The sequence below is a fragment of the Sphingomonas sp. Ant20 genome, assembly GCF_000783375.1.
Classification (GTDB): Bacteria; Pseudomonadota; Alphaproteobacteria; order Sphingomonadales; family Sphingomonadaceae; genus Sphingomonas; species Sphingomonas aerolata.
In genome coordinates, this window is sequence record NZ_JRVI01000001.1 from 109597 (window position 1) to 136162 (window position 26566).

At 63.4% G+C, this 26566-nt stretch carries 26 protein-coding genes and 4 pseudogenes; 7 read left to right on the forward strand and 23 right to left on the reverse strand.

The window, feature by feature from the left end:
• The first annotated feature begins 481 nt into the window (after nucleotides 1-481).
• Complete coding sequence (locus NI18_RS00545; protein ID WP_306286132.1) at nucleotides 482-1651, forward strand: aspartyl protease family protein; 1170 nt, start codon at nucleotides 482-484, stop codon at nucleotides 1649-1651.
• Here the strand turns inward: NI18_RS00545 and NI18_RS00550 are convergent.
• Nucleotides 1611-2030, reverse strand: coding sequence for a helix-turn-helix domain-containing protein (locus NI18_RS00550; protein WP_084214890.1), 420 nt, complete (start codon nucleotides 2028-2030; stop codon nucleotides 1611-1613). The two genes, NI18_RS00545 and NI18_RS00550, sit on opposite strands and share 41 nt — an antisense overlap.
• 76 nt (nucleotides 2031-2106) lie before the next feature.
• Here NI18_RS00550 and NI18_RS00555 point away from each other — a divergent pair, with 76 nt between their 5' ends.
• The gene (locus tag NI18_RS00555) at nucleotides 2107-2733 is read left to right on the forward strand and encodes a cation transporter (RefSeq protein ID WP_037527274.1); all 627 of its coding nucleotides are present in this window, start codon (nucleotides 2107-2109) and stop codon (nucleotides 2731-2733) included.
• Nucleotides 2733-4688, forward strand: a complete 1956-nt coding sequence (locus NI18_RS00560) for a cytochrome c/FTR1 family iron permease (RefSeq protein WP_037527278.1) — start codon at nucleotides 2733-2735, stop codon at nucleotides 4686-4688. The genes NI18_RS00555 and NI18_RS00560 overlap by 1 nt, the downstream gene beginning before the upstream one ends.
• A 39-nt stretch (nucleotides 4689-4727) precedes the next feature.
• Here NI18_RS00560 and NI18_RS00565 read toward each other — a convergent pair whose 3' ends face one another.
• From NI18_RS00565 to NI18_RS00615, 10 genes and pseudogenes are all read right to left on the reverse strand, one after another.
• On the reverse strand, nucleotides 4728-5051 hold the full coding sequence (locus tag NI18_RS00565; RefSeq protein WP_037527280.1) for a copper-binding protein: 324 nt from the start codon (nucleotides 5049-5051) through the stop codon (nucleotides 4728-4730).
• Nucleotides 5052-5053: 2 nt separating this feature from the next.
• Nucleotides 5054-8208, reverse strand: a pseudogene (locus tag NI18_RS00570) (efflux RND transporter permease subunit).
• Nucleotides 8205-9451 (reverse strand): annotated as a pseudogene (locus tag NI18_RS00575) (efflux RND transporter periplasmic adaptor subunit). The pseudogenes NI18_RS00570 and NI18_RS00575 overlap by 4 nt, the downstream one beginning before the upstream one ends.
• The gene (locus NI18_RS00580) at nucleotides 9448-10686 is read right to left on the reverse strand and encodes a TolC family protein (RefSeq protein WP_037527282.1); all 1239 of its coding nucleotides are present in this window, start codon (nucleotides 10684-10686) and stop codon (nucleotides 9448-9450) included. The pseudogene NI18_RS00575 and the gene NI18_RS00580 overlap by 4 nt, the downstream one beginning before the upstream one ends.
• A 422-nt stretch (nucleotides 10687-11108) precedes the next feature.
• Nucleotides 11109-11468, reverse strand: coding sequence for a hypothetical protein (locus NI18_RS00590; protein WP_037527285.1), 360 nt, complete (start codon nucleotides 11466-11468; stop codon nucleotides 11109-11111).
• Nucleotides 11469-11565: 97 nt separating this feature from the next.
• Nucleotides 11566-12015: a DUF411 domain-containing protein gene (locus NI18_RS00595; protein ID WP_037527286.1), complete on the reverse strand. Its 450-nt coding sequence runs from the start codon at nucleotides 12013-12015 to the stop codon at nucleotides 11566-11568.
• Between the two features lie 73 nt (nucleotides 12016-12088).
• The gene (locus tag NI18_RS00600; RefSeq protein ID WP_037527287.1) at nucleotides 12089-12481 is read right to left on the reverse strand and encodes a DUF305 domain-containing protein; all 393 of its coding nucleotides are present in this window, start codon (nucleotides 12479-12481) and stop codon (nucleotides 12089-12091) included.
• A gap of 134 nt (nucleotides 12482-12615) precedes the next feature.
• A complete protein-coding gene (locus tag NI18_RS00605; RefSeq protein WP_183937227.1) occupies nucleotides 12616-13332 on the reverse strand; it encodes a PepSY domain-containing protein in 717 nt (238 codons plus the stop codon).
• Between the two features lie 46 nt (nucleotides 13333-13378).
• Complete coding sequence (locus NI18_RS00610) at nucleotides 13379-13963, reverse strand: cytochrome c (RefSeq protein ID WP_037527288.1); 585 nt, start codon at nucleotides 13961-13963, stop codon at nucleotides 13379-13381.
• Nucleotides 13964-14030: 67 nt separating this feature from the next.
• Nucleotides 14031-15067 (reverse strand): annotated as a pseudogene (locus tag NI18_RS00615) (copper resistance protein B).
• 7 nt (nucleotides 15068-15074) lie between these two features.
• Here NI18_RS00615 and NI18_RS25400 point away from each other — a divergent pair.
• Nucleotides 15075-15356, forward strand: coding sequence for a hypothetical protein (locus NI18_RS25400; protein WP_037527290.1), 282 nt, complete (start codon nucleotides 15075-15077; stop codon nucleotides 15354-15356).
• Here NI18_RS25400 and NI18_RS27680 read toward each other — a convergent pair.
• The 3 genes from NI18_RS27680 to NI18_RS00625 are packed head-to-tail and all read right to left on the reverse strand — an operon-like array spanning nucleotide 15322 to nucleotide 17395.
• Nucleotides 15322-15435, reverse strand: coding sequence for a multicopper oxidase domain-containing protein (locus NI18_RS27680; protein WP_347574774.1), 114 nt, complete (start codon nucleotides 15433-15435; stop codon nucleotides 15322-15324). The two genes, NI18_RS25400 and NI18_RS27680, sit on opposite strands and share 35 nt — an antisense overlap.
• Nucleotides 15432-15731 carry a multicopper oxidase domain-containing protein gene (locus tag NI18_RS26100; RefSeq protein ID WP_306286133.1) on the reverse strand — a complete coding sequence of 100 codons (300 nt, stop codon included), beginning with the start codon at nucleotides 15729-15731 and terminating at the stop codon, nucleotides 15432-15434. Before NI18_RS26100 ends, NI18_RS27680 begins: the two co-directional genes overlap by 4 nt.
• On the reverse strand, nucleotides 15671-17395 hold the full coding sequence (locus NI18_RS00625) for a copper resistance system multicopper oxidase (protein WP_306286134.1): 1725 nt from the start codon (nucleotides 17393-17395) through the stop codon (nucleotides 15671-15673). Before NI18_RS00625 ends, NI18_RS26100 begins: the two co-directional genes overlap by 61 nt.
• 178 nt (nucleotides 17396-17573) lie before the next feature.
• Between NI18_RS00625 and NI18_RS00630 the strand changes: the two genes are divergently transcribed.
• Nucleotides 17574-17909 carry a hypothetical protein gene (locus NI18_RS00630; RefSeq protein ID WP_037527292.1) on the forward strand — a complete coding sequence of 112 codons (336 nt, stop codon included), beginning with the start codon at nucleotides 17574-17576 and terminating at the stop codon, nucleotides 17907-17909.
• 31 nt (nucleotides 17910-17940) lie between these two features.
• On the opposite strand, the gene NI18_RS00635 is transcribed toward NI18_RS00630, so the two are convergent.
• The 5 genes and pseudogenes from NI18_RS00635 to NI18_RS00655 form a co-directional block, all read right to left on the reverse strand.
• Nucleotides 17941-18528 (reverse strand): RNA polymerase sigma factor, encoded by a 588-nt coding sequence (locus NI18_RS00635; protein ID WP_037527294.1) that lies wholly within the window; start codon nucleotides 18526-18528, stop codon nucleotides 17941-17943.
• Nucleotides 18529-18538: 10 nt separating this feature from the next.
• The gene (locus tag NI18_RS00640; RefSeq protein WP_037527296.1) at nucleotides 18539-18979 is read right to left on the reverse strand and encodes a periplasmic heavy metal sensor; all 441 of its coding nucleotides are present in this window, start codon (nucleotides 18977-18979) and stop codon (nucleotides 18539-18541) included.
• Nucleotides 18976-19251, reverse strand: coding sequence for a hypothetical protein (locus NI18_RS00645; protein WP_037527298.1), 276 nt, complete (start codon nucleotides 19249-19251; stop codon nucleotides 18976-18978). Before NI18_RS00645 ends, NI18_RS00640 begins: the two co-directional genes overlap by 4 nt.
• A gap of 441 nt (nucleotides 19252-19692) precedes the next feature.
• Nucleotides 19693-20192 (reverse strand): annotated as a pseudogene (locus NI18_RS00650) (MucR family transcriptional regulator).
• On the reverse strand, nucleotides 20189-20479 hold the full coding sequence (locus NI18_RS00655) for an HU family DNA-binding protein (RefSeq protein ID WP_037527300.1): 291 nt from the start codon (nucleotides 20477-20479) through the stop codon (nucleotides 20189-20191). The pseudogene NI18_RS00650 and the gene NI18_RS00655 overlap by 4 nt, the downstream one beginning before the upstream one ends.
• Before the next feature lie 358 nt (nucleotides 20480-20837).
• On the opposite strand from NI18_RS00655, the gene NI18_RS00660 reads away from it, so the two are divergent.
• Nucleotides 20838-21356: a DsbA family protein gene (locus NI18_RS00660; RefSeq protein ID WP_306286135.1), complete on the forward strand. Its 519-nt coding sequence runs from the start codon at nucleotides 20838-20840 to the stop codon at nucleotides 21354-21356.
• Nucleotides 21357-21656: 300 nt separating this feature from the next.
• Here the strand turns inward: NI18_RS00660 and NI18_RS00665 are convergent, their stop codons facing one another.
• Complete coding sequence (locus NI18_RS00665; RefSeq protein ID WP_084214892.1) at nucleotides 21657-22121, reverse strand: YgjV family protein; 465 nt, start codon at nucleotides 22119-22121, stop codon at nucleotides 21657-21659.
• Between the two features lie 328 nt (nucleotides 22122-22449).
• Between NI18_RS00665 and NI18_RS24875 the strand changes: the two genes are divergently transcribed.
• Nucleotides 22450-22785 (forward strand): acyltransferase family protein, encoded by a 336-nt coding sequence (locus NI18_RS24875; protein WP_037527303.1) that lies wholly within the window; start codon nucleotides 22450-22452, stop codon nucleotides 22783-22785.
• 207 nt (nucleotides 22786-22992) lie between these two features.
• On the opposite strand, the gene NI18_RS00675 is transcribed toward NI18_RS24875, so the two are convergent.
• The 3 genes from NI18_RS00675 to NI18_RS00685 form a co-directional block, all read right to left on the reverse strand.
• Entirely contained in the window at nucleotides 22993-24021 is a 1029-nt protein-coding gene (locus tag NI18_RS00675; RefSeq protein ID WP_029625484.1) for an IS110 family transposase, read from the reverse strand.
• Between the two features lie 147 nt (nucleotides 24022-24168).
• Nucleotides 24169-25062, reverse strand: coding sequence for a flagellin (locus NI18_RS00680; protein WP_037527306.1), 894 nt, complete (start codon nucleotides 25060-25062; stop codon nucleotides 24169-24171).
• A gap of 5 nt (nucleotides 25063-25067) precedes the next feature.
• On the reverse strand, nucleotides 25068-26566 hold a 1499-nt coding region (locus tag NI18_RS00685), incomplete at its 5' end, for a flagellar basal body rod C-terminal domain-containing protein (protein WP_157840461.1).

Below are 26566 nucleotides of genomic sequence, written 5' to 3' on the forward strand. Positions count from 1 at the left end.
AACCGCTATGGCACAAGGCTCAGGCGAAAACACGCTGTCATTGCAAATCCAAGCAAACCCAGCATTCTGGAGGCTGACGTCGCGCTCGTTGCCGAATTTGACGTCAATCCGGTATTGCTCTTGGGCTGCGCGTCCACGGGTGTGCCACGTGGCACACCTCACGCGAGGATCGTCACTTATATGGGACGAGACGCCAGGGGCGGCTCGGTGGACGCCACTGCGTCGATAGAGCCGTGCCCGTAGGGTCGCGCCCGCTGTTTACCTATGGGCAGCCGCAACCATGCACAGAGGCACAGAGGCACAGAAGCGCTTGCTCCTCTAGTGACTGTAGCTTGTAGGCGACTTCTACACCTTCCGTCGACCGAGGGTTGGAGATCGCTTTGTGTTGTTTGCACAACCGGGAACCCCGCGCGCGTCCCGGCGCTCGTTGATCGGCCGTTTGTTGGGTTTCGGTGTGTCTGCAGCTGTGGGCAGGCCTGGCTTGGCGACCATCGCACCGCATCTCTTTGGCCAGTGGAGTTTTGGTCCGCTATCTCCTGACTGGCAGCCCCTGGAAGTCGCAACGGGCGACACGTTGCTGGTGAAGGCTCGGGTAGCGGGATCGCCAGTTGAGGCGGTGCTGGATAGCGGGAGCGGGGCGTCCATCATCGACGTGTCGTTGGCGCGAGCACTCGGGATGGCGGACGGCGAACGGCGCACGATAAGCGGTTTGGGCGGGAAAGCTGCGGTCCGCTTGATCCATGATTTTGAGGTGCAGCTCGGGCATCGAACACGTCGACTACCGTTCGCAGTGGTAGCGGATCTGGGCGCACTGTCAGCCGCGTTCGGAAGACGGATCAACATGCTGCTTGGCGCAGATATGTTCATCGACAATTGCATAGCTTTGGATTTCGGGCATCGGCGCTTCGCACTCATGCCGACCGGCAGTTTCCCGGGCGGTGCAGACTGGACGCCGGTCGCTTTGGGGCATGGTGCGAAGCAGGAGCTGTATGTCTCTGCGTCGATCGGAGGCTTGAGCGCGGTGCCGCTTATGATCGACCTTGGCAGCTCTGCGGCGCTCATGCTGTCTTCGGCTTATGTCGATGCGCATGACCTGACTCGCGGGCGAGCGACATCGACTGCGGCGCTTGGGGGTGTCGAAGGTGTTGCTACCGTCGACGTTTTCACAACGCCCAAGTTGACTATCGGCGGGCTCTCTGCCGAGAACATTCCGACGTTGGGAAACCGCAACTGGCTCTCGACCAGCACGGTCGGCAATATCGGATTGCCGTTAATTGATCAGTTCGACGCCATATTTGATGTGACTGCCGGGTTTGTATGGCTCCGCCCACCTGCCTCCGGACACCGCCTTCCCATGTTGAAGGATCGAAGCGGCCTCGGGCTCGCAGCTTCCCCAACGGGCCTCGACGTCGTCCATGTGGCGGCGAACAGCCCTGCGGGGAAAGACGGTTGGATACCCGGAAACCGCATCGTTGCAGTGAATGGCTTCCCGATCGATGCGGATTACACACACGGGGCGCGTTGGCGATGGCGCTTCATGCCATCCGGAACGGTCATAAAACTCAAGGATCGGCCGGTCATGACCGTCAGCTCCGACTTGCGGATTATTACTAAGTCTTTGGCGCACGGACCTCACCAATCGCATGCATAATCCGGCAATCCGCTATCTGTTCGTTCGTGCAGCTTCGGGTAAGGGCCGCTAGCTCGTCGCGTAAGGATGCGAGCTGCGCAAGACGGCTCTCCACATCAGCAAGGTGGTGGGCGGCAATGGCAGATGCCGCGCTGCAATCCTGGGCTGGGTTCTCCGCCAGGTGGATCAGCGAGCGTATCTCGTCGATTGAGAAGCCGAGCCTACGGCCATTGCGGATGAAATGAAGCCGTTGCGCGTCCCCAGAGGCATAGGTCCGACGTCCGGACGCGGTTCGCGGCGGGGCCGCTATCAGCCCGATCGTCTCGTAAAAGCGAATTGTCGTCACCTTTGTCGCGGTCTGTCGCGCAAGCTGGCCGATCATCATGGGTGCAATCGTCATAGTGTCATCCCGCTAATGCGAACTGATCGCAGATTCCGCTTGATCCTACAGTTACTGTAGCATGTAGGGGGACGCTATGACCTCCAATGAAGCAAGCTGCGGCTGCGCCGGCGAACCGGCTCGCGCGCAACACGATCCAGCCTACCGTCGCGCGCTACTGATCGTCGTGGTGCTCAACCTCGGCTTCGGTGTTGCCGAGCTATTCGGCGGATTTATCGCCGACAGTCAGGCGCTGAAAGCGGACTCGCTCGACTTTCTGGGCGACGGCTCGATCAGCCTCCTTGGCTTGCTTGCACTCGCCTGGGCGCCCCGGGCGCGGTCTAATATTGCCCTCTCGCAAGGGCTGTTTCTTGGGGCTCTCGGAGTGGGCGTGATCTGCTTAGCGATCTGGCGAGCCCTCAACGCTACCGCACCTGATGCCGAGCTGATGGGCGCGATTGGCGTCGTCGCTCTGGCAATCAATGTCGCCTCGGCATTGGTGCTTGCACGCTTCCGGGAAGGAGACGCCAACGTCCGTGCGATCTGGCTGTTCAGCCGCAACGATGCACTCGCTAATGTGGCAGTGATCGCCGCTGCCGGGCTGGTCGCTTGGACGGGGAGCGCCTGGCCGGACTTGGCGGTCGCCGGTGTAATCGCACTCCTGTTCCTGCACTCGGCTTATGAGATTGTCACAGGCGCGTTGCGCGAACGAGGGCAGCGATAATGCGTTTCCTCGACGTGATCAGGGCGCTGCTCTTGGTTCGGTTTTTGGCCACGATAGTTGCCTTGCTCGTCCCCACCGCGGCGATGGCCGATCCGGCTGATGTGCAAACCGCGTGGCGGCTGCTCGACTATGTGGCGGTCGATTATGGTGGTGCCGTTGAGGCCGGCAGGATCAAGAGCAAGTCCGAATATTCCGAAATGAATGAGTTTGCCGCATCGGTTTCGACACGGCTTCTGAGCTTGCCGGCAAAGCCCGAACGGCAAAGCCTCATTCAAGGCGCCGCCAACCTCCAAGCGCTTATTGGCCGCAAGGGATCGGCCGAACAGGTCGCTACCCTCGCGCATGGGCTCGCGGCCGATCTGCTGCGCGCCTATCCGGTGCCGCTCGCGCCCGACAAGGTGCCGGATCTCGCATCGGGATCTGCCCTGTTCCAGCAGACCTGTGCCGCTTGTCACGGCATGACAGGGAACGGGCACGGTCCTGACGCAGCCAAGCTTTCCACGCCTCCGATTGCGTTCACCGATGTAACCCGCGCCCGGCAACGGAGTGTGTTCGCGCTTTATCAGGTGGTGACGCAGGGCATTGACGGGACGGCGATGCAGAGCTTCGCTGATCTGCCGAACGATCAGCGTTGGGCGGCTGCGTTCCGCGCTGGCAGCTTTGCCTTTACCGACGAACAGGCGCGAGAAGGCGCGCGGCTGTGGAAGTCGGACGCGGCGCTTCGTAGACGTATTCCGGATTTGAAAACGCTGGTCGCGCTCACCCCGGCTGCGCTCGCCACCTCAATCGGCGAAGCCAAGGCCGACGCCGTGCTCGCGTTCCTGCGTCGCCACCCCGATCAGGTGGTGCAACAGGCGCCGGGATCGCTCTCGCTTGCCCGTGCCAAGCTTGCCGAAAGTGTCGCTGCGGCCCGGCGCGGTAATGCGCGCGGGGCGAAGGAGCTGGCCCTGTCGGCGTATCTCGACGGGTTCGAGCCGATCGAACCGACCCTTACGGCGCGCGATGCGACCCTGATGGGTCGTATCGAGGGCGCTATGGGCGAGTTCCGCGCCGCGATCGACCGCGGTGCCTCGCCCGAAGATCTCGCAGAAAAGGTATCGGTGCTCGACGGTTTGTTCGACGATGCGGAAGCCGTGCTGTCCCCTGATGCCGCGACGGGGGCGTCCACCTTCCTGGGGGCATTTACAATCTTGCTGCGCGAGGGGCTCGAAGCGCTGCTCATCGTCGTCGCCATGATCGCATTTCTGCGCAAGGCCGATCGCGCCGACGCGCTACGCTACGTTCATGGCGGATGGATTGGCGCGCTCGTCGCCGGCGGCGTCACCTGGGCTATTGCGACCTATGCGATCGGGATCAGCGGCGCGAGTCGCGAGCTTACCGAAGGGTTCGGATCGCTGTTTGCAGCGATCGTGCTACTCTCGGTCGGCATCTGGATGCACGGCAAGGCGCAAGCCGATCAGTGGCAGCGTTACATTCGCGAGAAGATGTCCCGCGCGCTTTCGGGCGGTTCGGGCTGGTTCCTGTTCGGGCTGGCGTTTGTCGTGGTCTATCGCGAGGTCTTCGAGACGATACTGTTCTATGCGGCTCTCTCGGCGCAGGGCAACAACGCGATGCTCCTTGCCGGTGCCGGGTCAGCGGTTGCTTTGCTGGGCGTCATCGCCTGGGCCATGCTCCGCTACACCAGAAAGCTGCCGATCACGCAGTTCTTCCGTTATAGCTCTTGGCTGATGGCGGCGTTGACGGTCGTGCTTGCGGGTAAGGGTGTTGCCGCACTCCAGGAAGCTGGGATCATCGACATAGCGCCGCTTGCAGACGTACCACGGCTGTCGATACTTGGTCTGTTTCCAACCTGGCAATCGGTGCTCGCGCAAATTCTCATGGCGCTCGCTATCGCCATCGGGTTCGCGTGGAACCGGCGTGGCGGAAGCCGGACCCAGAAAGCTGCCTCGGCCTAGAGTAGAGGCGGACCGCCTCCACGGTCCGCCTGCAGCCCGTCAACGTCGCTTGATGGCGGTGATGGTCGGACCCGCCGCGGTCACCTGCACCGTAAAATCTATCCGCTGCTCGACCTTGACGCTTCTAAGGAGCGTTGGCGGGTTGGCGACAAAGGCCATCGTCATCCCGGGCCATGCCAGTGCGGCGATCGGCCCGTGCTGGATCGTGACCTTGGCTGTCTTCGGATCAAGCGCCTTGACGATGCCGCTACCGTTGCCGGTTTTGGCGGACTTCGTCGCCGTGCCCGGCATCGGTTTGATTGTCTGCGCTATTACGGAGGTTGCCGTGAGGCTGGCGACGATGAGTAGGACGATGGTTTTCATGTCTAATCCTTGATTGAAGAGGGAAGGGGGAACGTAGAAGCGGCAGGCTGGCGCGATCGTCGCAGCAGCAGATAGGCGGCGGGCAGCACCAGCATCGAAAGAAGTGGCGCCGTCAGCATCCCACCAATCATCGGTGCAGCGATCCGGCTCATTACTTCGGAGCCGGTGCCTGTCCCGATCAGGATTGGGAACAGCCCGGCAAGGATTACCGCGACGGTCATCGCCTTGGGCCGGACCCGAAGGAGGGCACCTTCGCGCACTGCCGCTGCGACCTCGGCATCGTTCGGTGTCTCGCCCCGGGCATCCAGCGCGTGCTTGAGGTAGATTAGCATCACCACGCCGAACTCCGCGGAGACACCGGCAAGCGCGATGAACCCGACACCGGTGGCGACCGATTGGTTGTAGCCGAGCAGATAGAGCAGCCATAGGCCGCCTGTGAGCGCGAACGGCAGGGTGCCCATCACCAGCGCGGCTTCATCGAGCCGGCGGAAGGTCGCGTAGAGCAGCAGGAAGATGATGACCAAGGTCGCCGGAACGACGATCTTCAATCGCTCGACCGCGCGCTGCAGATACTCGAACTGGCCGGTGTAGGTGACGCTGACGCCGGGCGGCAGTCTCACCTTGGCGGCGATCACGTTCTGCAGATCACGAACGATGGTGGTGAGCGGAGCGCCGCGTCCATCGATGTAGATCCACGTTACCGGTCGACCATTCTCGCTGCGCAGCATCGGCGGTCCATCGGTGATGCGAACGTCAGCGACAGTGCCGAGCGTGATCTGCTGCCCTGCCGGCGTCAGTACGGCCAGATTGCGCAGGCCCTCGATGCTGTCGCGCAGCTCGCGCGGATAGCGCACGCTGATCGGATAACGCGCGAGTCCCTCGACGGTCTGGCCGATCGTCTCGCCTCCGATCGCGCTCGATACGATCGACTGCACGTCGGCGACGTTGAGACCATAGCGTGATGCGGCTGCCCGGTTGACATCGACATCGATATACCGCCCGCCGGTGAGACGTTCGGCGAGCGCCGAGCCGACCCCGGGCACGGTCTTCGCCACCTGTTCGATCTCGCGCGCAGCCGCATCGATCTCGGCAAGGTTCGCGCCTGCCACCTTGATCCCGATCGGGCTTTTGATGCCGGTCGACAGCATCTCGATCCGATTGCGGATCGGCGGGATCCAGAAATTGGCGAGGCCCGGCACCTTCACCGCCTTGTCGAGCTGATCGATCAATTTGTCCTGCGTCATGCCCGCGCGCCACTGATCCTTGGGCTTGAAGCGGATCGTGGTCTCGAACATTTCGAGCGGGGCAGGGTCGGTCGCGGTGTCGGCGCGGCCGGCCTTTCCGAACACGCTTTCCACTTCGGGTACGGTCTTGATGAGCCGGTCGGTGAGCTGGAGCAATTGGCCCGCCTTGGCGGTCGAGATGCCGGGCAGCGCGGACGGCATGTAGAGCAGGTCGCCCTCGTTCATCTGGGGGATGAACTCGCCGCCTAACTGACTGATCGGCCAGAGGCTGGTCGCAAACACGAGGCCGGCGATGACCAGCGCCTGTTTCGGCCGCGCCAGTACCCAGTCGAGCGCGGGACGGTAGATGCGGGTGAGGACGCGATTGATCGGATTGGCACTTTCGGACGGGATGCGGCCACGGATCAGCAACCCCATCAGCACCGGGATCAGCGTGATCGACAGGATCGCGGCACCCGCCATCGCATAGGTCTTGGTGAAGGCGAGGGGCGCGAACAGCCGCCCCTCCTGCCCCTGAAGCGAGAAGATCGGCACGAACGAGAAGGTGATAATGAGCAGGCTGAGGAACAGCGCCGGGCCGACCTCGACCGCTGCGGCGGTTATCACGCGCCAGCGTTCGGTGCCCGCCAACGTCTCGTCCGGATGATCGTGCGCCCAATGTTCGAGATGCTTGTGCGCGTTTTCGATCATGACGACGGCCGCATCGACCATCGCGCCGATGGCGATGGCGATGCCGCCCAGCGAGAGGATGTTGGCGTTCAGTCCCTGCACGCGCATCGCGATGAACGCGATCAGGATACCGAGCGGCAGGGTGAGGATGGCGACCAGCGCCGAGCGGACGTGCCAGAGGAACAGCGCGCAGACGAGCGCCACGACGATGAACTCCTCGATCAGCTTGCTGCGCAGATTGTCGACCGCGCGATCGATCAGGCCTGAGCGGTCATAGGTGGTGACGACCTCCACGCCGGGTGGCAGGCTCTTCTTCAATTCCTCAAGCCGAGTCCGTACCCCGTCGATCACCTCGCGCGCGTTCTTGCCCTGGCGCATCACGATGACGCCGCCTGCAACCTCGCCCTCGCCGTTGAGCTCGGCCAACCCGCGACGCATTTCGGGACCGATCTGGATCGTGGCGACGTCGCCGATTGTCACGGGCACGCCGCCAACCGTCTTGAGCGGCACGCTGCGGAAATCGTCGAGCGTCTTCAGATAGCCGGTCGCGCGGACGATATATTCCGCCTCGGCCATCTCGAGGACCGATCCTCCGCTCTCCTGGTTGCCGCGCTTCAGCGCCTCAGTCACCGCCTCGTGGGTGATCCCGTAGCGGCCAGCTTCTGCGGATCGAGGACGACCTGATACTGCTTCACCATGCCGCCGATGCTCGCGACCTCAGCAACCCCCGGCACGGTCTTCAATTCGTAGCGCAGGAACCAATCTTGGATGCTGCGGAGCTGTGCGAGGTCGTGACGCCCGGTCCGGTCGACCAGCGCATATTCATAGACCCAGCCCACCCCGGTAGCATCCGGGCCGAGCGATGCCTTTGCACCCTCAGGCAGGCGGCTTTGTACCTGGCTCAGATATTCGAGTACCCGGCTGCGCGCCCAATAGAGATCTGTCGCGTCGTCGAACAGGACATAGACGAAGCTGTCGCCGACGAACGAATAGCCACGCACCACGCGCGCGCCCGGCACGGACAGCATCGTCGTCGCGAGCGGATACGTGACCTGGTTCTCGACGATCTGTGGGGCTTGGCCAGGATAGGTGGTGCGAATGATGACCTGGACGTCGGAAAGGTCGGGCAGCGCATCGACAGCGGTCGAGCGGAGCGCGCCCACCCCAACGATGATCAGCGCGAGGGCTGCGAGCAGGACGAGGAAGCGCGCCTTGACGGACGCCTCGATGATCCTCGCGATCACTTTGTGTCGCCCGTGACTGGGCGCGCGGCGATGCCGGTTAAACTCGCCTCGCTGTCGAGCAGGAACTGACCCGATGCGACGACCTTTTCGCCTGATACCAGTCCTGCGAGGATTTCGGTCTTGCCGCTTGCCTCGCGGCCTACTCTCACCTCTGCTGGTCGATAGCGGCCCTTGTCCTCGGCGAGCATGACCAGCGTTCGCGTGCCGGTGCGGATCACGGCTTCGCTCGGCACCAGCAGCGCGGTGTCGGACGTGCCGCCTAGATGGACGGTCGCGAACATGCCCGGGCGCAGGCGACCGCCTGGGTTGCGCAGCTCGATCCGTACTGTGAGCGTGCGGCTATCGGCTTGCGTCGTCGGCAAGACGGCGATGATCCGTCCGGTAAAATGCTCGGCAGGGAAGGCCGCCAGGTCAGCAGTTGCGGTCTGCCCGACCTTGACGACGCTTGCGCGCACTTCGGGCACTGCGGCGTTCAGCCAGACCGTGCCGAGGCCGTTGACCTGCGCGAGCGTCTGGCCCTGTGCGAGCGTAACTCCGGCACGGGCGCGAGCGTTTGGATAACGCCGGCGATCGGACTGCGCAATGTAGTCAGGCCGCGCCCGCGCGGAGTGCCGCCCGGAATACCGAGAAGGCGCAGGCGCTGGGCTGCGGCCGCGATCAGTGCCCTGTCGCCGGTTCGCCGGACGGCCTCATATTCCGCCTGCGCTCCGCCCCATTCGGGCACGAGCAGGTCGGCGATCGGCGCACCGCGCGCGATCACGTCGCCCGGCGCACGATTATAGACCCGCTGGATAAACCCGGCAGCGCGCGCCTGGATGATCGCGATATCGCGCTGGTTAAAGTCGATCGTGCCGGTCGCATCCAGTGCGCCGGCCAGCGTCCCGGTAGTCGCCGTGGCTATACGGATGCCGAGATTTTGCATCGCGGACGGATCGATCGAGATGCCGGGCTTGGAATCTGTTCCCGTGGCACTCGCATCCGGATATTTGGGGATCGTCTTCATCCCCATCGACGAGAGCGAGTCCGGATTGTCGTAATGCTCCTGCGGCACCATCGGGTCGTAATAATAGAGTGGCTTGGGTTTAGCCGAGGAGGCCGGACCGGCGGTCGCCGATGTCACCGGGGCTGTCGTAGCCGGGCTGGTCAGCCGCGCCGCCACGAACCCGATCCCGCCGCTGGCAAGGATAGCAAGAACGACCACGCGGGACACAGGCGTACGTGGGAGCAGATCGCGCGGGCTCATCGTGGGTCGCTCCGATAGGTGAGAGTGAGACGTGCGCCGTCGATCGCGACCAGTGCTTCGCGATCGAGCGTTTCGAGGGCCGCATTGGCAAGCGCACTATGTGCGTCGACGACATCGAGCAGTCCGGCACGTCCGCCAGCATAGCTCGCGGTCTCGAGATCGACGCGCTTGCGCGCCAACGGCTCGAGCGTCTCCTTCGATCGCATCCACTGCGCATGGTGCATCACATGATCGGCAAGGCTCGCATCGAGGCTTGCCGCGAGTTGGCGGGCGGTATCTTCCTGCTCGGCGCGCCGTTTCGCCGCGTCCGCGGCGCGTGCGGCGATCAACGGGTCCTGTCGGTGCGATTTGAACAGCGGCAGGCCGATGGTGACGCCGGCGGAGACATAATCGCCAAAGCGTGGGTTGCGGCGCTGGTAGCTGACGTCGACACCGAAATCGGGGCGGCGATCGGCCTGCGCCAACCGGACATCGGCATCGGCTTGGCCGACACGGGCCGCAATCGCTGCCAGCATGGGATTGCGGTCGAGGGCACTGTGCAACTGCGCGGGGTCTACCATGAAGTCCGGCACCGGGCCGGCGACCACAGGGGTTGGATCACCGGTCCAGCGGATCAGGTCCGCGCGGCCACGCGCGACCGCGGACACTAGCTCGTCGCGGCGATCATCGAGGGCGGCGAGACCTTGGCGTCCGGCAAGCGTCTGCGCCGGGCGAGCGCTACCCGCGGACACCGCGCTTGGTGATGTCCGCACCAGACGATCGAGCTTGCCACGCACGGCGTCGAGCGCCGCTAAGCGGCGTTCGGCGTAGGCGAGCGTGATCCAAGCGACTGCGGTCTCGACCTCGACGGTGCGGGCTTCAGCCATCGTTTCCGCATCGGCAGCCGCGATATCGGTATCGGCGCGCGCCTGTTGCGCATGGCGTTTGGCAGCGTTCGGAATGTCTTGCGACAGACCTACCCGCGCCCAGGTAAAATTGTCACGATTGGGCTCGAACGCGAGCGGACCCGAGACCGGGAAGCTGTCGACACCGAGCGCGAGCTTCGGATCGGGTAGAGCGCCTGCGGCTCCGCGTGAAGCACGCGCGCTGTCGGCCCCAAGGGTACGGGCGCGGAGTGATGGCGCATGGCCTTTCGCTGCGGCGAGCGCCGCATCGAACGTGAGCGGTCCGGCCGTGGCTGTGGTGGCGGTAAGCGCAGCAATCAACGCGGCGCTCGGTATCGTGTATCTGGACATGGTTTCCCCGCTGGCAGATCGAAGTTTAGCGAAAGACCGACCGGCAGGGTCAAAGCCCCGCCGGTCGACTTTCAGCGCTCGATTAGGAGTCTGCGAGGCGCAGCAGGCCATAGCGCCGGGCTTGGCTGCCATCATAGACTGGCAAGCGTCGGCGTCGGTCATCGCAATGGCCGCCGGCACCCAGACGCGACGCGCCACGGCAAGCGGCGCGCGAGGACCGGGGAGCCTGGATACTCGCCCGCCATTCGTAATGACCGGCATCGGGACGCGGAGACGCGGATGCGGAGGTAGCAGCAAACACGACGATCATACCGACGAGGACGCCGGAAAACTTGATATTCATGACATGAATCCTTGATCTGAGCAGTGGCCGCCAGCACGCAAGTGCCTCGAAGGAGCCTGCGGCAGACGGAATCCGGGTGTCAGATCAGGAAACTGGGTGGGTCGGGGTCGGGGCCGTAGGTCCGCCCATCAAGGCGCGCAGTCAGTGGCCATGCTGGATCAAGGCGATTGAGCTGGCGTGTCGTGAGAGTAGCACCTACCGGCTCGGTGATCGCCGCGGCGGGGCATCCCATCGCCGCGATGCATTGGAGCGTCATCTTCTTACACGGCACCGAGCCGTGCATCTGTCCCGCCGTCATGCCATCGCAGCAATCCATTGAGGCCATTGTCGCCATCGACATGGTTTCGCTCTGAAGCGGACTCATCGCCATCGCCGTGGACTGTCCGAACAGACCGACGACCGCGAACAATAACAGGAAAGGGCGAAGAAAGCGGGTCACGTCGTCGTGTAACCTAATGCAACGGGGTTAAAGGTCAATTCGCCCAAACGAGCAGTCGGTTACACGCCAAGATCAATGCCGTAGGATTAACCAGCTCTTATCCCCCGTGATGCGCGAAGACGCGGCCCCCAGCTGGGCCAAACGCGATCACGTCGTAGGCTTGCGGCTTTGCCCCTGCGACCTCCATGCCAGGGGAGCCCATCGGCATTCCCGCGACCGCTAGTCCGCGCACGCCGTTCGGGTGCTGCGCAAGCACGCGCTTCATGTCGGCGATCGGAACGTGTCCCTCAAATGCCATCCCGTCGATGATCGCAGTGTGGCAGGACGCGAGCTGCGCCGGCACGCCCACGCGGCGCTGGAAAACCGTGCGGTTCGCGTCGTCGATGATCTGGACCTTGCGGCCGAACTGCTGGCGAACCTGGGCTGCCCATTTCTCGCAACAGCCGCACCCAGGATCGCGGTGCATGGCGATGTCGGCCGCAGCCGATGCTACGGCGGGAACCGTCATCAACAAGGCGGCAATGATGCCGCGTAGGCCGTGCTTCATAGGTCAGCTCCGAATGAGAAACCCCGCCTGCCGGGGGAATTGGGGGGGAATCGACAGGGCGGGTAAGCACCCCTTACTGCGGGCGCTTACCGTGCTTGCTGAGCCAACCCTGAAGCTCGGCAATGCTCTTTTCCTGTTCCGCGATACCCATCTGAGCCATACGCTTAGTTTCGGCATCGTTAGCAACCCGCAAGGCGACGCGCGACATAGCGACAGCGCCGCGGTGATGTTCGATCATCTTGCGGGTCCACATTTCGGCCGCATCGCCCTGCTTGGCCGCCATCATCTTCTGGTGCATGTCCATCTCGGCCTGACCGTAGGGGTTGCCGGCCATCATCTTGGACATGTCGGCGCCCTTCATGCCGCCCATCTGGCTGTGGTCCATGCCCTGCATTCCCCCGCTCTGCTGTGCGAGCGCGGGCGTGGTGATCAGGGCTAAAGCTGCTAACGTCGGTGCAAATCGCATTGTCGATCTCCTCGGGTTCTAAGTCTTTTTACGCGTGCGGGGACGCTACCCCTCACGCACGCCGTTAAAACGCGCGAGATGTCGTCCAGAAACGAGACTTTATTTCCAAGGGCGGCACGCCTGCGGCGCGTATATTACGCGCCAGTCCCGGCGATGCGACGTCGTCGCTTAGGCCACCGCATGTAGAGAAGGACCGCCCCGCCCAACCATAGAACCAGTCCGCCGATCGCGAAGGCGAGCAGCCAGGGTGTGTTGAAATTCTCGTGGTTCGTCCAATCCATAATGTGGAGGCCCCAGAAGAAGTCGTAGAGCCGCCATGTCCCGGTCCTCACCGCCATGATCCGGCCGGTGTCAGCCGCTACGAATACGCGGGTGGAGTCGGGATCGGTGAACGCAACGCGCCAAGCAGGAAGCGTTCCTCGGTATTCGGGGTTAGCGCGCTCGATCCGTTCTACCATTGCTGTCGGTCGGGCGCTGCCGCGCCACGCCGAGCGTGCAATCTCTTCGGCCTGGCGGGCTGTTAGTGCCGGAAGCACCGTGCCGGTCGAGGCGTCGAGCAGGCGCGTGCCTTTGGCAGTCGCGACCTCGGCGACGGGCCGGCCAAGCCACATGCGATAGGTTATCGCCTCGATCGGCGCACCGCTCGCGGCGACGATCGCCGATGGCGGCGCGAGCGCGATGCCGGTGGGAATGGCCGTCACGGCTTTGCGGTCGACGAGATGATCCCCATGCACCCGCTCGATCGGCAGGAAGCTCATCAAGGCGCCGCTCGTGAACCATAGCAGGAGCTGCGCGCCGATGATGATCGCAAGCCATTTATGGATGCGGCTCGCGAGCAGGTGCAGCCTCAATTTTGCGCTTTTCAGAACCGCCCCTCCATCAATGTCGTCGCCGGCATCATTTCATGCCTGGCATATCCCTCATCATCTCATCGTGATCGGCCGGGGCGCTCGCCACCAGCGCCTTATACTGCTCGGGCGTCATACCGGGGAGCTTGCGCACGAACGCGACCATATCCCAAATCAGGGGATCGGGATGGGTCTTGCCCCATGCCGGCATGGCGCTGAGCTTTACGCCGTGCTTGATGATCCAGAATTGCTGCGCGGGAGTGAGATCCTGGGCACGCGCGAGTTCCGGTGCCTGCGGATAGAGGCCCTGGCTCATTTCGGACTTCTCGACGCCGGGGCCGAGATGGCATCCGGAACACATTTCCCCATAAAGGCCCGCGCCGATCGACACGCGCTGCGCCGACGCAAGATCAGCCGGTGGCGCGATACCGCGGGCGTGCGCCTCGATCGACCGATCGCGCAACCGTTCGAGCACCGAATAGACCGCAGGCGTGTGCGGCTCGTCGGCCGCGATATTATACACGCCGAAATAGACGAATGCGGCTGTGCAAACGGCGACAAGAACCGCCACCACCGCAACGAAGGACAAGCTCGGCAAGTGCCGTTTCAGCGTGCCCGATGCCTCGTGTTGCATTACTTCTCCCCTCGACATGCCAGTTGATTATGCGCGCGAGCGCCTAGCGGTGCTCGGGGCGGCAGGCTCAGAACCACATGCGGACGCCGGCAACGATGCTGCGGGACGTGGCCTTGTCGCCCTCCGCCCGGACGTAGCGGGCGGTGTCGCCAAACCGGCGATCCCACGACACGCCGATATAGGGCGCGAACTCGCGCCGTATCTCATAGCGGAGCCTCAATCCCAGCTCGGCATTGGACAGGCCCGATCCGATCCGGTTTTCCGGCACGTCCTGAGCCGCGAAATTAAGCTCGGCGCGCGGCTGCAAGATCAGTCGCTGGGTGACGCGCTGGTCGTAATATCCCTCAAGCCGACCAAGCACATCGCCCTTGTTGGACAGGAACAGCGCCCCCTCCAACTCGAAGAAACCTGGTGCCAGTCCCTCAAACCCGACGGTCGCATAAGTGCGCTTCGGGGAAGGCCCCAAGTCCTGGCGCACGCCCGCTTGTAGATTGAAATACGGGCCGATCGTCCGGCTATAGAGCGCCTGCACCTCGGCAGTTTCGATGCCCTTGCGAAACGCTCCCTCGCCCTCACTCTTGACGAACAGACGGTTGATGTCTCCACCAAACCACGCTTCGCCGTCCCAGCGATAGCCGTCACGGCCGTTGCGGAATTGATACTCGGCTAGGTTCAACAGCACCTGGCTGAAGTTCTGACCGCCATGCTGCCGAAGATGATGGCGGCCCATCGCCATCGTGTCCGCCCCGTAAACGCCGTCGGCCGCGTGGTCAGTCGGGATAGGCGGGGGCGGTCCGTTTCCGGCGGGAAGCGCGGTGCCGGTCTGCTGCACCCCCTCCGTCGCCATGCCTGGCATCCCGCCATGCCGGGCATTCCCTGCATGTCGTGGCCGCTGCTCTGGTCGGCTGGCATATTCATGCCCGGCATGGCCGAGTGATCCATACCCTGCATCGGCTGCTGAGCGCCCTGAGCGGGCGTCTGGCCGTTTTGGGGCATCTGCATCCCCGGCATCGCCTGCATGTCCTGCTGGGAGCCCTGCGGGGCATTCTGGTCCATCCCGGGCATGGTCGAATGATCCATGCCCGGCATGGTCCCGTGATCCATACCCTTCATGCCGGCCATTGGCGCGGCCCCGCGCTTCGCTGCTGGAGCCGCTTTCCCCCTTAGGGTTGCGGTGCGCGCGGTAGCCTTCGTCTTTGTGGCGGGCTTCCCCTTCGCTGCGGGTTTGTTCGCCGGCTTCTTCTTGGCGGGCATTGGCATCGTCATGCCCGGCATGTTCATGCCCTGCATCGACTGGGCGGCGACCGGAACGGTCATGCCAAGCATCGTGGTGGCGGCGAGCGCCGGGATCAGCCGGTTCATGCTGCCGCTCCCTCTAATGGCCGAACGGTGACGACACGCATCATGCCCGCAGTCATGTGGTAGAGATTATGGCAGTGGAACGCCCAATCCCCCGGAGCATCGGCCGTCAAATCGAGGCCATTTTACCTCCGGGCGGCACATTCACCGTGTGTTTGCGTGGCGCGTGGTCGCCGTGGCCCGTGACCAGCTCGAAGAAGTGACCGTGGAGATGGATCGGATGCGGCATCATCGTGTCGTTGATCAGCGTAATCCGCACCCGCTCGCCGTTGCGAAACGGAATGGGATCGGCCGGGTCGCTGAGCTTCTGACCGTCGAAGCCCCACATGTAGCGTTCCATATTACCCGTCAGGTGGATCTCGAACTGACGCGATGGCGCGCGCACGTCCGGGTTGGGCGCGAGCGCCACGAGGTCACGATAGGTGAGGACACGGTGGTCAAGGTCTTCCAAGCCCTGCGGCGGCTCGCCACTCCGGTCTTTCGGCATCGGGGAAATGGTCTGCACGCCCGGCCCCATCTTGCGCCCGGCGCATTCTTCGGATCGCGCATGCTCATGTTCATGCTGCCACCTGAGCCGTGATCCATACCGGCCATGCCGCCAGCCTGGCTCGAGCCGCCCTTCATGGCGCTATGGTCCATTCCGGGCATAGCAGCGCCGCTGCTCATCTGGCCCTGATCCATGCCGGCCATGCCGGCACCACCCGCCGCCACCTGGCTGTGGTCCATTCCGGGCATGGCAGTGCCGCTCATCTTGCTGTGGTCCATGCCCGACATGCCGGACATGCCTCCCATCGCAGCGCCTACCGCGACCGTCCCGTGATCGGTGGGCTCCTTCCAGCCGGTCAGCTTCCATAGGTTGCGCGAAGCATTCTGCATCAAGGTGGGGTCCGCCCCGCGCTTCACGACCGGACTCTCCTCCGACATGCCGGACATGCCTTGCATCCCGCCCATGCTCCCCATGTCCATGCCCATATCGGTCATGGTCAGCAGCGTGCGCGGACGGAGTGGAGGAACGGGCGCGATCATGCCCTCACGCGGGGCAAGCGTCGCCCGGCCCATGCCGGAGCGGTCGATCGCTTCGGAGACGAAGCTGTAGGCCCGGTCCCCGGGCATTACGATCACGTCGAACGTCTCGGCGACGCCGATCTGAAACTCGTCCACCTGAACGGGGCGGACGTTCTGCCCGTCGGCCTGCACGACGGTCATCGGCAGGTCGGGGGATGCGGACGTGAAGTTGGTCTGCGCCGCGGCGTTGATGATCCGCAGGCGAACGCGCTCGCCTGCCTTGAACAGCCCCGTCCAATTGTCATACGGCCCATAGCCGTTGACCAGGAAGGTGTAGGTCGAGCCCGTGACGTCGGCGATATCGGCGGGGTCCATCCGCATTTTGCCCCAGTCGATACGGTCCTTCAGGGGCATCTCCCGACCGGCGAGCAAACCCGCGAGCGTCGGGCGCTGATAGTTGAAATAGGCACCGCCCATTTGCTTCAGCTTTCGGAAAATCTGGTCGCCCGTCATCTGGCTATGGTCGGACAGCACGATCACATGCTCGCGGTCGTAGCCGATCGGATCTGTGCCGGCCGGATCAATCACGATAGGACCGTAAAGCCCGCCTTGCTCCTGCGCGCCCGAGTGGCTGTGATACCAATAGGTGCCCGCCTGGATGATCGGGAACTCGTACACGAAGGTCGAACGTGCCTTGATGCCGGGGAAGCTGATGCCGGGAACGCCGTCCATCGGAAAGGGGACCAGCAGCCCATGCCAGTGGATCGAGCTGTCCACGTCGAGGTTGTTGGTGACGGACAGGCGGACCTTCTGCCCCTCTTTCAAGCGAATGAGAGGCGCGGGCACCGTGCCGTTCACGCCGATCGCGGGCGTGGACTTTCCATCGACGGGAAGTTTGAAACTGTCGATCGTCAGCGCGATCTCAGCGCCTGACACGACGGGCAACGGCTTGACGATCCCGCCCGACACAGGCTGCGCCCATGCGGGCATATAGGCGGTAAGCGCCACGCCGCCGCCCGCTAGGGCAGCCCCGCGTAGCATCTGGCGGCGATCGAATATGCGGCTCATACGGTCCTCAAGGCTCTCGAACGGGAGTGTCCCTCTAGCCTTGATACGCGGCGCGAGCGCGAACCCCTCAATGCCTTTGCAGGGAAAGGCGAGGGCAGGTGGTGCTGCGGCCTTTCCCTGCAATCTTGCTCAGCGACAGAGCCGCTTAGTAGCCATATGGATTGGAGTAGTTCCGATCATGGTCGTCGCCATGCTCGCGCCGGAGTTCGCGATGCTCGTCGCGGTGCTCGTGGCGAAGGTCACGATGAAGCCGACGGTGATCCCGACGCGTCAGCCCGTAGGCGTGCGCCTCGGCATGTTCGTCGTCGATGGCATCATGGCCGTCATGGTGTTCGTCGCGCAATTGCTGGTGCTGATCGCCATGTTGCCAGTCCCGTTGATACCGCCAATCCTGATTTTGGGCCATTGCGGGCACCGCGAGACCGAAGGTCAGCCCAATCCCAAGCGCGACTCTACTCAAAGCGTTCATGTCACCTCTCCTAACTGTGGAGGCGTTCTGCGGCTCCGCTGTTGAACCGGCAGTGACGTAGATCGTAATCGGCTGTTCAGCCCGCGGCTGAGCGGGTCATCGCCCCAAGTCGGTCTGCCAGGCTGCGCCGCGCTCGATACAGGCGGGTCTCTACGGCCTTCTCACTGATCCCCAACACCTCGGCCGTCTCGGCTTGGCTCAAGCCCTCGATCGTGCGGAGGACAAGCGGCTCCTTCAAGTTCGCCGGCAAGGTCGAGATGGCACGCGTCACCCGGTCCAGCTCCTGACGGTCGCCCGTGGCGTCGTCGATTGCCACCTGATCGTCTGCCACCGCTTCGGCCTCGGGGCCGATCGGCGCGGCGAACGACAGGAAGCGCCGCACGGTGCGCTTGCGCCCCCAATCCCGGCACTTGTTGATCGCGATCGTCGATAACCACGCGCGCATCGAACGATCGCCGTCGTAGCGAGGCAACGCCTGGTGAGCCGCGACGAACGTCTCCTGCACCAGGTCCAGCGCCTCGTCGGCTTCTCCGACGCAAGCCCTGACCATGCGGAAGACTGACTGGCGATGCCGACGCATGATCTCGGAAAAAGCGGCCTGCCTTCCTGCGATGCTGAGCGCTGCAAGCTCACCCTCGGTTAGCGTCGTCCAGTCGAGGCTCACGCACCAAGACTCAATGGACGTCGTCGGTGAGCGCCTTGACCACCGCCTGATCGAACTGCCCGGTCTGGTTCGGCCGGAGAAGCTGTCGCATCGCGAATATGTGCGCGAGCGTCGCCTTTTGTAGTTCGCCCATCGCGGCATGGCTCTGATCGACTGCGGCGGCGACCCGCGGGCCGTTGCCGTGCTCGGCCTCGATCGCCTCGGCAAGCCGCGCGTTGTCGGCTCTCAACTCCAGCTCGAACGCGCGCCGCTGCACCGCGAACCGCTGCTCCAATATCTGAAGGCGCGCCTCTTGGGTGGCGTCCAGCGCTAGCTTGTGATGCAGCACGTCATGCAGCTCCGCGCCGGGCTGCGCCCGGGACGGGAGAAGCGCCCGCCCGATGAACACGCCGATGATCGCCGCGACGAAGCACGCGATCACACCAAGCATGAGCCGGGTACGGCCGCTCACGGCGTGCCGACCAGCAAGGTCGATGGCGCGAGCGGCGACACTGGCCCAAGCGGGAATAGGAGAGATGCCGCGCTGGCCTCCTTCGCTGGAACGCCAGCGCCGAATATCCCCATGACGAGCGCAGCCGCGATCGTCATCGCGCCGAAGCCCATGCCGACACGGGCCACTGGCGCCGCAGAAATGCGCGCGAGCACCCTGGCTTCGATTCCGTCGAGGCTTTCGGGCACGGGTGCGTACGCGAGCCTCATCAATACTGCGTCGAGGTTGTTCATATCGTTCACTCCGCCCCTCTAGCATGAAATACGCGGGCGGGGCTCCTGTCCCTCACCCTCGGGTTGTGCGGGGTAGCCGGTCGAAGTGCGTACGTTGCGAGCTGCGCATGATCGGCGACCTGTTTGGTTAAACGCTACGCCCACGCGGGCCGCAAGGCGAGGCGTCAGGGTTGGGTGGGTGGACAAAGGCCCGGTGGTCGAGCGACAGCCTCTATCTAGGCAGATTGGCTAAGCGACTAGTCGTGGACACGCGCGCATAGCAGACGAGCAGAGGCATTCCCCGAAAACTCAATACGGTCCAGCCGGATTTCGGAGAAGGAAACAAGAAGCGGTTTTGGGAGGCTAGGTATGCCGTTTCAACGTCCTTGGCCGATCGTGATAGCTCTCCCGTGGCGACCGTTTCTCGAAGAGGCTGCTAGGGTCCGACTGATTGCCTAAAAACTATCCGGTGATAGTCGGCAGCTTCAACTTTTGTCGTTTGGGCGGACTGGATTCAGTTGGTGTCGTCCGCAGGCCAGGTTTGCGGCCCAGGCCAATTTTCTTTGCCATGGCGCGACGCGCGGCTGAGTACGCTTCTGCCACCATCGGATAATCGGCCTCAAATTATACCGGCGCCGATACTCTTCTTCGGTCAGGCCATGCCCTCCCAAATGGCGGCGCAAGGTCTTGTAAGGTTTGCCATCGATCATCGAGATGATGTGCTCCTTCGACGCGAGCGACTTGCGCACTGACACCGCCGGGGTGAACAGGTCAGCTGGAGGTTCCTCGACGCCTGCCGCATCTGGCTGACCGATCAGTTGCAGCACGCTATCTCGCATCGTGGCGAGAAACGCCGGCACGTCCTCGGCCGACGCGCGGGTGTTGGGATTACTCAACCATGCGATCGTCAGCTCGGTTGCGAGTTCGATAGCGCTTGGACCGGCGTCAGTCTCTGTCGTCATGAGCGACCCTTTGCGACGGGAAGCTTGTCCTTGAACGCCTTGGCGGGGACAAACACGACTTTGGTCGACGCAGCGATTTCCATTGGCTCGCCTGTACGTGGATTGCGTCCGGTGCGCGCGTTCGTACCCTTGCTGGAGAATTTGCCGAACCCCGGCAATGACACTTCCTCGCCGCGTGCAACCGCATCGCCGATACTGCCGAACACATGGTCGATCAGCGCGCGCGCCTTTACCGTGCTAAGTTCGCTTTCTGTTCCGACACTTCTCACAAGATCGTCCAGCTTCATGTAAAACTTTCCTTGCCGTCAAAGCGAATCAACGCACCGCAAAATAGCGGAGGCTTTGTGGGCACGAGTGAGCTGCTGTGTCGACCGATAATATATTCAGCAGAGTTCGATGCCCATGAGGTCGGAACAGTTTGGCTGTGCTCCGTGCCTCCACCCGCTACCAAGTGCGCATGCCAGGAATGTTTTACGCGCAGCGGCATCCGCGCCATCAGACTCCCGCAGGGGCTGTAGCATGCCCGCGCCGCTAACCCGTCGCCAAATAATGCAGCTGGGTGCATTGGTCGTTGGCGGATGGGCGGCCAGTATGGTGTTAAGGCGAACGGTGCCGATCGGACGTGACATCGGCAGGTCCAGCGCTTTGGCGAAAATCCTCGACGGAAAGGGTTTTCCGATGAGCGGGCCGGCTGATGCATCCCTGCATCTCGCTGTCTTTTCTGACTATCGCTGCCCAGCGTGCAGGCGTGCGTTCCCGGCGTTGGAAGAAGCAATACGCAAGGACGCAGACGTGCGCGTGATCTACAAGGACTGGCCCATTTTCGGTCCACCGTCGGAGCAAGCTGCACGGGTGGCGCTCGCGAGCGCCGACCAGGGCATCTACCCGGCGGTTCATCGTCGGCTTATGACTGACAGTAGAGCTATTGACGATGGCATGCTCAGGAATGTCGTAACTGAGGCGGGTGGTGATTGGACCCGGACCATCGCCTATCTGACGTCGCACGACGAGCAAATCTCGGCGCTCCTTCGCACTAACGGTCAACAAGCTCTCGCGATCGGACTTCCGGGCACGCCGGGCTACCTTGCTGGGCCGGTGTTGGTCATCGGCGCGATTGACGAAGCGGATTTTACTCGATTGTTCGCTCGCGCGCGCGCTTCATGACGCACAAAGATCACATCCGCCTCTATCCAATGACATTGCGCTTGCATCGGCTACGCGTTCGCTGCCGACACGGCCTGTAATAGATCGATCATGCGCAGCGCTTCCGTTGCTCCGCGACACGATAGCGGTTCAGCCTGAATAAGCCCGCCCAGCCCAAGTATCGGTTGAAAGAAGCCCGGTAAACGCCCCCTGCATTGCGCAATGCAGCGCCTGAGCCCGCGGCTTGCAGGCTCCGCCGCGCCCCGAACGCCGCTAGGCCGAGTCCACCGATGTTAGTGACGACGGAGATGAAATCCACCGTCAGCGCAAACGGCGCGCGACTATAATATTGTGTGCCAACCAGAAGGGAGCCCCGATCAGGAAGCCTACCTTCATCCGTATAGGCGATGGCTGATTGCGCGCGGCCATGCTTACTAAGCCACCGCAACCGGCCAGAAGCGATGATATGCCTGCCCATGTGATAAGAGCCAGCGCGGCAAGGACGACGAGGCTCGCGACATTGAGCGCAAGCCGCGTTCGACGGTCCCGTACGGTCAGCGCGATCATCAGCTGCGCTAGCGAGATGCCGCAAGCCACAGCTGCGGTCGAGGCGCCAAGGACGGCGAACTGAAATGTGAAGGCGGTCGCGCCTACGCCCTGGACGACGATCACCCGACGCAAACTGCGCAGGAACGGCCAGATAACAACGCAGCCCAGCCCGATCATGCCCAACAGAATGCTGGGCGCACTGCCAGCGGCCATCGCTACGGAAATAAAGGATGGCATGCTCTCTCGCGGAAATGTGGGACTACATCCGCATATGAAGATACGAGGTTAATAAGCCCTTCATTGTACGAGATGCGCACGGCTGCGGGTCAGATTCGAGCTCGGCGCCGAGAGTCTTTAGGTGGAAATGCTCGTCGATGTTGCGGGCAGGATGTCTTGCCATGCGCAGCCGCGTGGCTTGGGCGAAGAGGTATGCCAACCTCCTCGCGCGCCTCTGGACCCTGTGTCGCCTAGAGCCGTGAGGGGTAAACACCGCTGCCGCGTAAATCAAACGGGGCCTGTCGTGTTCAGACAACCTTGGGGTCGGCCTGCGGTTGGGGATCACGAGATGGCCGATGTTGCGACAGGTCGCGCCGAGCGAACGGCGGAGGATCGATCACGGTCCTTTCATATCCTAGACATTTTACGGGGTCTTGCCGCCATAAGCGTCATCACGTTGCATTACCCGCAAGCCTTCGCCCCCTTCGTAGCAATCGGAGCATACCTCGCGGTAGACTTGTTCTTTGTCATGAGCGGCTTCGTGCTCGCCCGCGCTTATGATGTGAGGCTTAAAGACGGAATGGGGGGAGGGGCTTTCATCACTGCTCGGCTAATCCGCCTCTATCCGTCGTCTAATCGCGGTGGGGTCAAGGAGATTTCATCGGGCGCATTTCCTACCTGTTAAAAACATCATCTGATGACTGCTTCTGCCGGTACATGGTCGTCTACGCGGTCGCCATTTGGCGCCGCAGGATGGGTTTTCGTAAAAGCGGATCTTCCAATGTTCTATGCGCATTCAGGCAGTGTCGCCTCTCGCAACGGACATAGCGGAATGATCCGGCCTACGCCCCGGCAGGGGCATCCTCAGGCTGGCATTTCGGTCAAGCTGTTGTCAGCTGACGGCAGCGCCAGCGGTCCGGTCGAAAAGCTCTCCTGTATGCAGCATACGGTGCATGATGACGGCAAGTTTGCGAGCGACCGCCACGGCTGCTCTCTTGAAGCCGAGACGTTCCCTCAATCCGACACCCCACTGTTTCAAAGTGCTTTCGCCCGTCGAACGCGTCAGGATCACGACAGCGGCCTCGTAAAGCAGGCCGCGGAGGCGCGGATCTCCCCGACGGGATATGTGGCCGCCGTAATCGACTTCGCCGGACTGGTAGCGCCTAGTCGTCAAACCAAGCCAAGCGCCTACCGCACGAGATGATTTGAAATTGCCAGGTTCTTCCACGGCTGCGACGAACGAAGACGCCGTGACCGGACCGATGCCAGGAATGGACATGAGTAGAGCGCATCGTTGATCCAACCGCGAGGCGGCACGAAGTTGCCCATCAAGTTTAGCAGCCTGCATACGCAACCCTCGCCAGGCATCGAGCATCGGCAAGACGATCCGTTCAAGCTGGGTATTATCCGCCAGTAATCGACGGACATGGCCCTCAAAAGCACCACCAGCACTTTTCGGCACGACTAGGCCAAAGGTCTTCATCAGTCCGCGAATCTGGTTCGACATCTGGACGATCACTTTGAGAATCTGATCTCGCGCCGCGACCAGCGTACGCATCAGCATGCTCTCGAACCCCTTTACCCGAACTTCCCGGTAGAAGCCGACTTCTGCAATATGCGCCAGACCATCCGCGTCGTTCGCGTCTGTCTTGTTCGCGGCCATATCCAGCGCAGCTTTCGCGTGCCGCGCATCAATGCAGATGGCAGGAACACCATCGGCCTTGAGCGCATGGTAGAACCACGTCGACAATTGACCGGTTTCGAATACGACCCGCTCGGCGTCCGGCGCGCGTGCGCGGATCAAATCAGCTAAAACCTTCGGATCTGACGCACATTTTCCACGCCAGATGCGTTTGCCGCCCCGTCGCACCGATACCGCTGTCTCTTTCAACGAAACGTCCAAACCGACATACGCGCTCATGGTCGTCCTCCGTCATAGGCAGGATCAGGCTACTTCCCCAACCAGCGCTTCATCTTAGCGCCGAACTTTGATGGCACCGATATCGCCCGTCCAAGTCGTAAAAGGGTTCAGTACGATCCGCGATTACCCCATGTTCTATAAATGCGCTCAGCGAAGATAATCGAACAGCGACAGCGCGCTGAGCTTCGAGAAGCTCGCCTGAGTCGCCGACAGGATCGTCATCGTCTTCTGCAACTCGGTGATCGCCGTCGTGATGTCGGTGCCCTCGATCGACTGGCGGGTATCCTCGCGGTCGACCGCGACGTCCTTCAGCCGGGCGGTTTCTAGATCGACCCGCGACGCGCGCGCGCCGAGCGACGCCTGGATCGACGACACCTGTTCCGACGCCGCCGACAGATCGTCGAGTGCGGTATCGAGCGCGGCGGGATCATAGCTTTCGGCCTGGAGCGCGGTCGCGATCGCGCTCAATACCGCCAGCGTGTCCTTGCCGTCGGCGCGCAGCACGCGCGACGCCGATTCGTTCGCCTGGACGCTCGCGCCGTCGCCGACCGGGATCGGCGAGACACTGGTCGTCGCCAGCGCATAGCTGCCATCGGCCTGCTTCACCGCCGCGGGCCCGCCGTCCGCGCCGCCGAAGATCGGCTGGCCGCGCAGGTCCTTGACGTTCGCGAGACTCGCGATTGTATCGACGATGCCCGCGATTTCGACGCCGATCGCCTTGCGCGCATCGCCGCTCTGCGTGCCGTTGCGCGCCTGCACCGTGAGTTCGGACACGCGCTGCAACTGCGCGGTGATCGCACTGAGCGTGGTGTCCGACTGTTTCAGCACCGATGCGGCGGTCGTCAGGTTCGCGGCATAGGCCTTGTCGTCGACGGCATCGCGCGCGAGCCCCGCCAGCCGCTGATAGGCGGCGCTGTCGGACGAGGGCGCGGTGAATTTGATGCCGGACGAGATCTGCGTCTGCAAAGCGTCCGCCTGCTTCGACAGCGCATTCATCGCCTTCGCCGAGCGGTCGTAGAACAGGCTGGTCGCGATCTGCATAAGGCCTACCGGATCTCGAGGATGGTCTGGAGGATGTCGCGCGCGGTCTGGATGACGCGGCTCGACGCCTGATAGGCCTGCTGGAAGCGGAGCAGGTCGACCGCCTCGCTGTCGAGGTCGACACCGCTGCCCGAATCGCGTGCGGTCACCGCGCCGTCGCGGATCGCGCCCTGCGCATCGCCGACCAGCTTGCGCTGCTCGAGCGACGCCGCGTTGCTCGTGATCATGTTGGTCAGCCGCTGTTCGCTGCCCGTCGTCGGGTCGCGCGTCGCGAGCAGCGCGGCCAGGTTCGACGCATCGCGCGCGCCGCCGGTCGCGATCAATCCGGGGAACAGCGCGACGCTGGCCTCGCCATAGAGCGTCGCCTCGTCGATCCGGTTGGTAACGCCCGTCACGGGCACCGGTGCCTCGACTGCGCCGAGTGCGCGCGACAGCCGCGTCCGGTTGTGCGTGAAGCTGCCGCCCACCACCCAGCCGAAGCCGGCGCGCATCGGCCGCCACAGCCGGGTCTCGTTGGTCAGCATCGCGGTCGCGTTGCGCTGCACGAACAGCCGCGGATCGCCGTTCACCATGGTGGCGTCATAGCGTTCCGTCAGCGTCTGCCCGACGATCGCCGTCGACGATCGCAGCATCAGGCCGCCAAGCGTGCCCGACACGACCAGATCGCCCATCCGGTAGTCCGCACCGAAGCCCTGTACGACGGCACTGTTCCGCGTGCGGGGCGGCGCGTCGCGATCGGTATATTGGCTGTCGTCGCCGCGGGTCCGCTGGTACACGCCGCCCAGATCGAGCGTCCAGTTGCGCCCCAGATCGACACGCAGCGTACCCCGCCCTCCGGCGATGCTGGTGCGGTTCACGTCGCTCTGCCCGAGCGTCGGGTTGTCGATATACCCGCCCTCCGTCACCGCATAGCCCACGATACGCAGCGCCATCCGGCCCTCCATCACAGGCAGGTTGAGCGTCGCGCCGATGTCGCCGCCGGGGTCGCCATGCGTCGTCGCGGACACGCCCGTCGCGATGGCGGCCGTCGTGTCGTCGATCACCGGCGCGTTGGGGACCGTGCGGATGATGCCGCCAAGCGACCCTGCGCCGTAGAGGGTGCCCTGTGGCCCCTCGAGCACCTCGACCGACGCGATATCGTAGAGCCGCAGGTCGGGATCGGGCGCGTTGTAGCTGAGCCGGATGTCGCCGAGATACTGGCCGACGGTCGTCTGCGTCGGGCCGGTGAAGCTCGAATCCGCAATGCCGCGAATGAACAGCTTGTTGCGCCCCGCACCGAGATGCGTCGACGACACGCTCGCCAGCCGCGCCAGCACCGCGTCGCTGCCCCCCGCGCCGCCAAGCGCCAGGTCGATTCCGTCGAGATGCGCGACCTGCCCGGCGAAATCGCGCAGCCGGGTGTCCCGCTTGCTGGCGGCGACGATGATATCGGCCCCTGCGATGGTCGTAACCGCGGCATGGGCGGTGCCCGGCGGCAGACGGCGCTGTGCCGCAGGTGGCGGCG

What these genes read in the sequence shown, in the direction of transcription:
- NI18_RS00665 (WP_084214892.1), bottom strand. Translation starts at nt 22,121, where the DNA reads ATGCCATCCTTTATTTCCGTAGCGATGGCCGCTGGCAGTGCGCCCAGC.
- NI18_RS00550 (WP_084214890.1), bottom strand. Translation starts at nt 2,030, where the DNA reads ATGACGATTGCACCCATGATGATCGGCCAGCTTGCGCGACAGACCGCG.
- NI18_RS00560 (WP_037527278.1), top strand. Translation starts at nt 2,733, where the DNA reads ATGCGTTTCCTCGACGTGATCAGGGCGCTGCTCTTGGTTCGGTTTTTG.
- NI18_RS00595 (WP_037527286.1), bottom strand. Translation starts at nt 12,015, where the DNA reads ATGAAGCACGGCCTACGCGGCATCATTGCCGCCTTGTTGATGACGGTT.
- NI18_RS00625 (WP_306286134.1), bottom strand. Translation starts at nt 17,395, where the DNA reads ATGAGCCGCATATTCGATCGCCGCCAGATGCTACGCGGGGCTGCCCTA.
- NI18_RS24875 (WP_037527303.1), top strand. Translation starts at nt 22,450, where the DNA reads ATGGCCGATGTTGCGACAGGTCGCGCCGAGCGAACGGCGGAGGATCGA.
- NI18_RS00565 (WP_037527280.1), bottom strand. Translation starts at nt 5,051, where the DNA reads ATGAAAACCATCGTCCTACTCATCGTCGCCAGCCTCACGGCAACCTCC.
- NI18_RS00555 (WP_037527274.1), top strand. Translation starts at nt 2,107, where the DNA reads ATGACCTCCAATGAAGCAAGCTGCGGCTGCGCCGGCGAACCGGCTCGC.
- NI18_RS00610 (WP_037527288.1), bottom strand. Translation starts at nt 13,963, where the DNA reads ATGCAACACGAGGCATCGGGCACGCTGAAACGGCACTTGCCGAGCTTG.
- NI18_RS00630 (WP_037527292.1), top strand. Translation starts at nt 17,574, where the DNA reads ATGGTCGTCGCCATGCTCGCGCCGGAGTTCGCGATGCTCGTCGCGGTG.
- NI18_RS00655 (WP_037527300.1), bottom strand. Translation starts at nt 20,479, where the DNA reads ATGAAGCTGGACGATCTTGTGAGAAGTGTCGGAACAGAAAGCGAACTT.
- NI18_RS00600 (WP_037527287.1), bottom strand. Translation starts at nt 12,481, where the DNA reads ATGCGATTTGCACCGACGTTAGCAGCTTTAGCCCTGATCACCACGCCC.
- NI18_RS00580 (WP_037527282.1), bottom strand. Translation starts at nt 10,686, where the DNA reads ATGTCCAGATACACGATACCGAGCGCCGCGTTGATTGCTGCGCTTACC.
- NI18_RS00680 (WP_037527306.1), bottom strand. Translation starts at nt 25,062, where the DNA reads ATGCAGATCGCGACCAGCCTGTTCTACGACCGCTCGGCGAAGGCGATG.
- NI18_RS00645 (WP_037527298.1), bottom strand. Translation starts at nt 19,251, where the DNA reads ATGAACAACCTCGACGCAGTATTGATGAGGCTCGCGTACGCACCCGTG.
- NI18_RS25400 (WP_037527290.1), top strand. Translation starts at nt 15,075, where the DNA reads ATGCCGGCCATTGGCGCGGCCCCGCGCTTCGCTGCTGGAGCCGCTTTC.
- NI18_RS00675 (WP_029625484.1), bottom strand. Translation starts at nt 24,021, where the DNA reads ATGAGCGCGTATGTCGGTTTGGACGTTTCGTTGAAAGAGACAGCGGTA.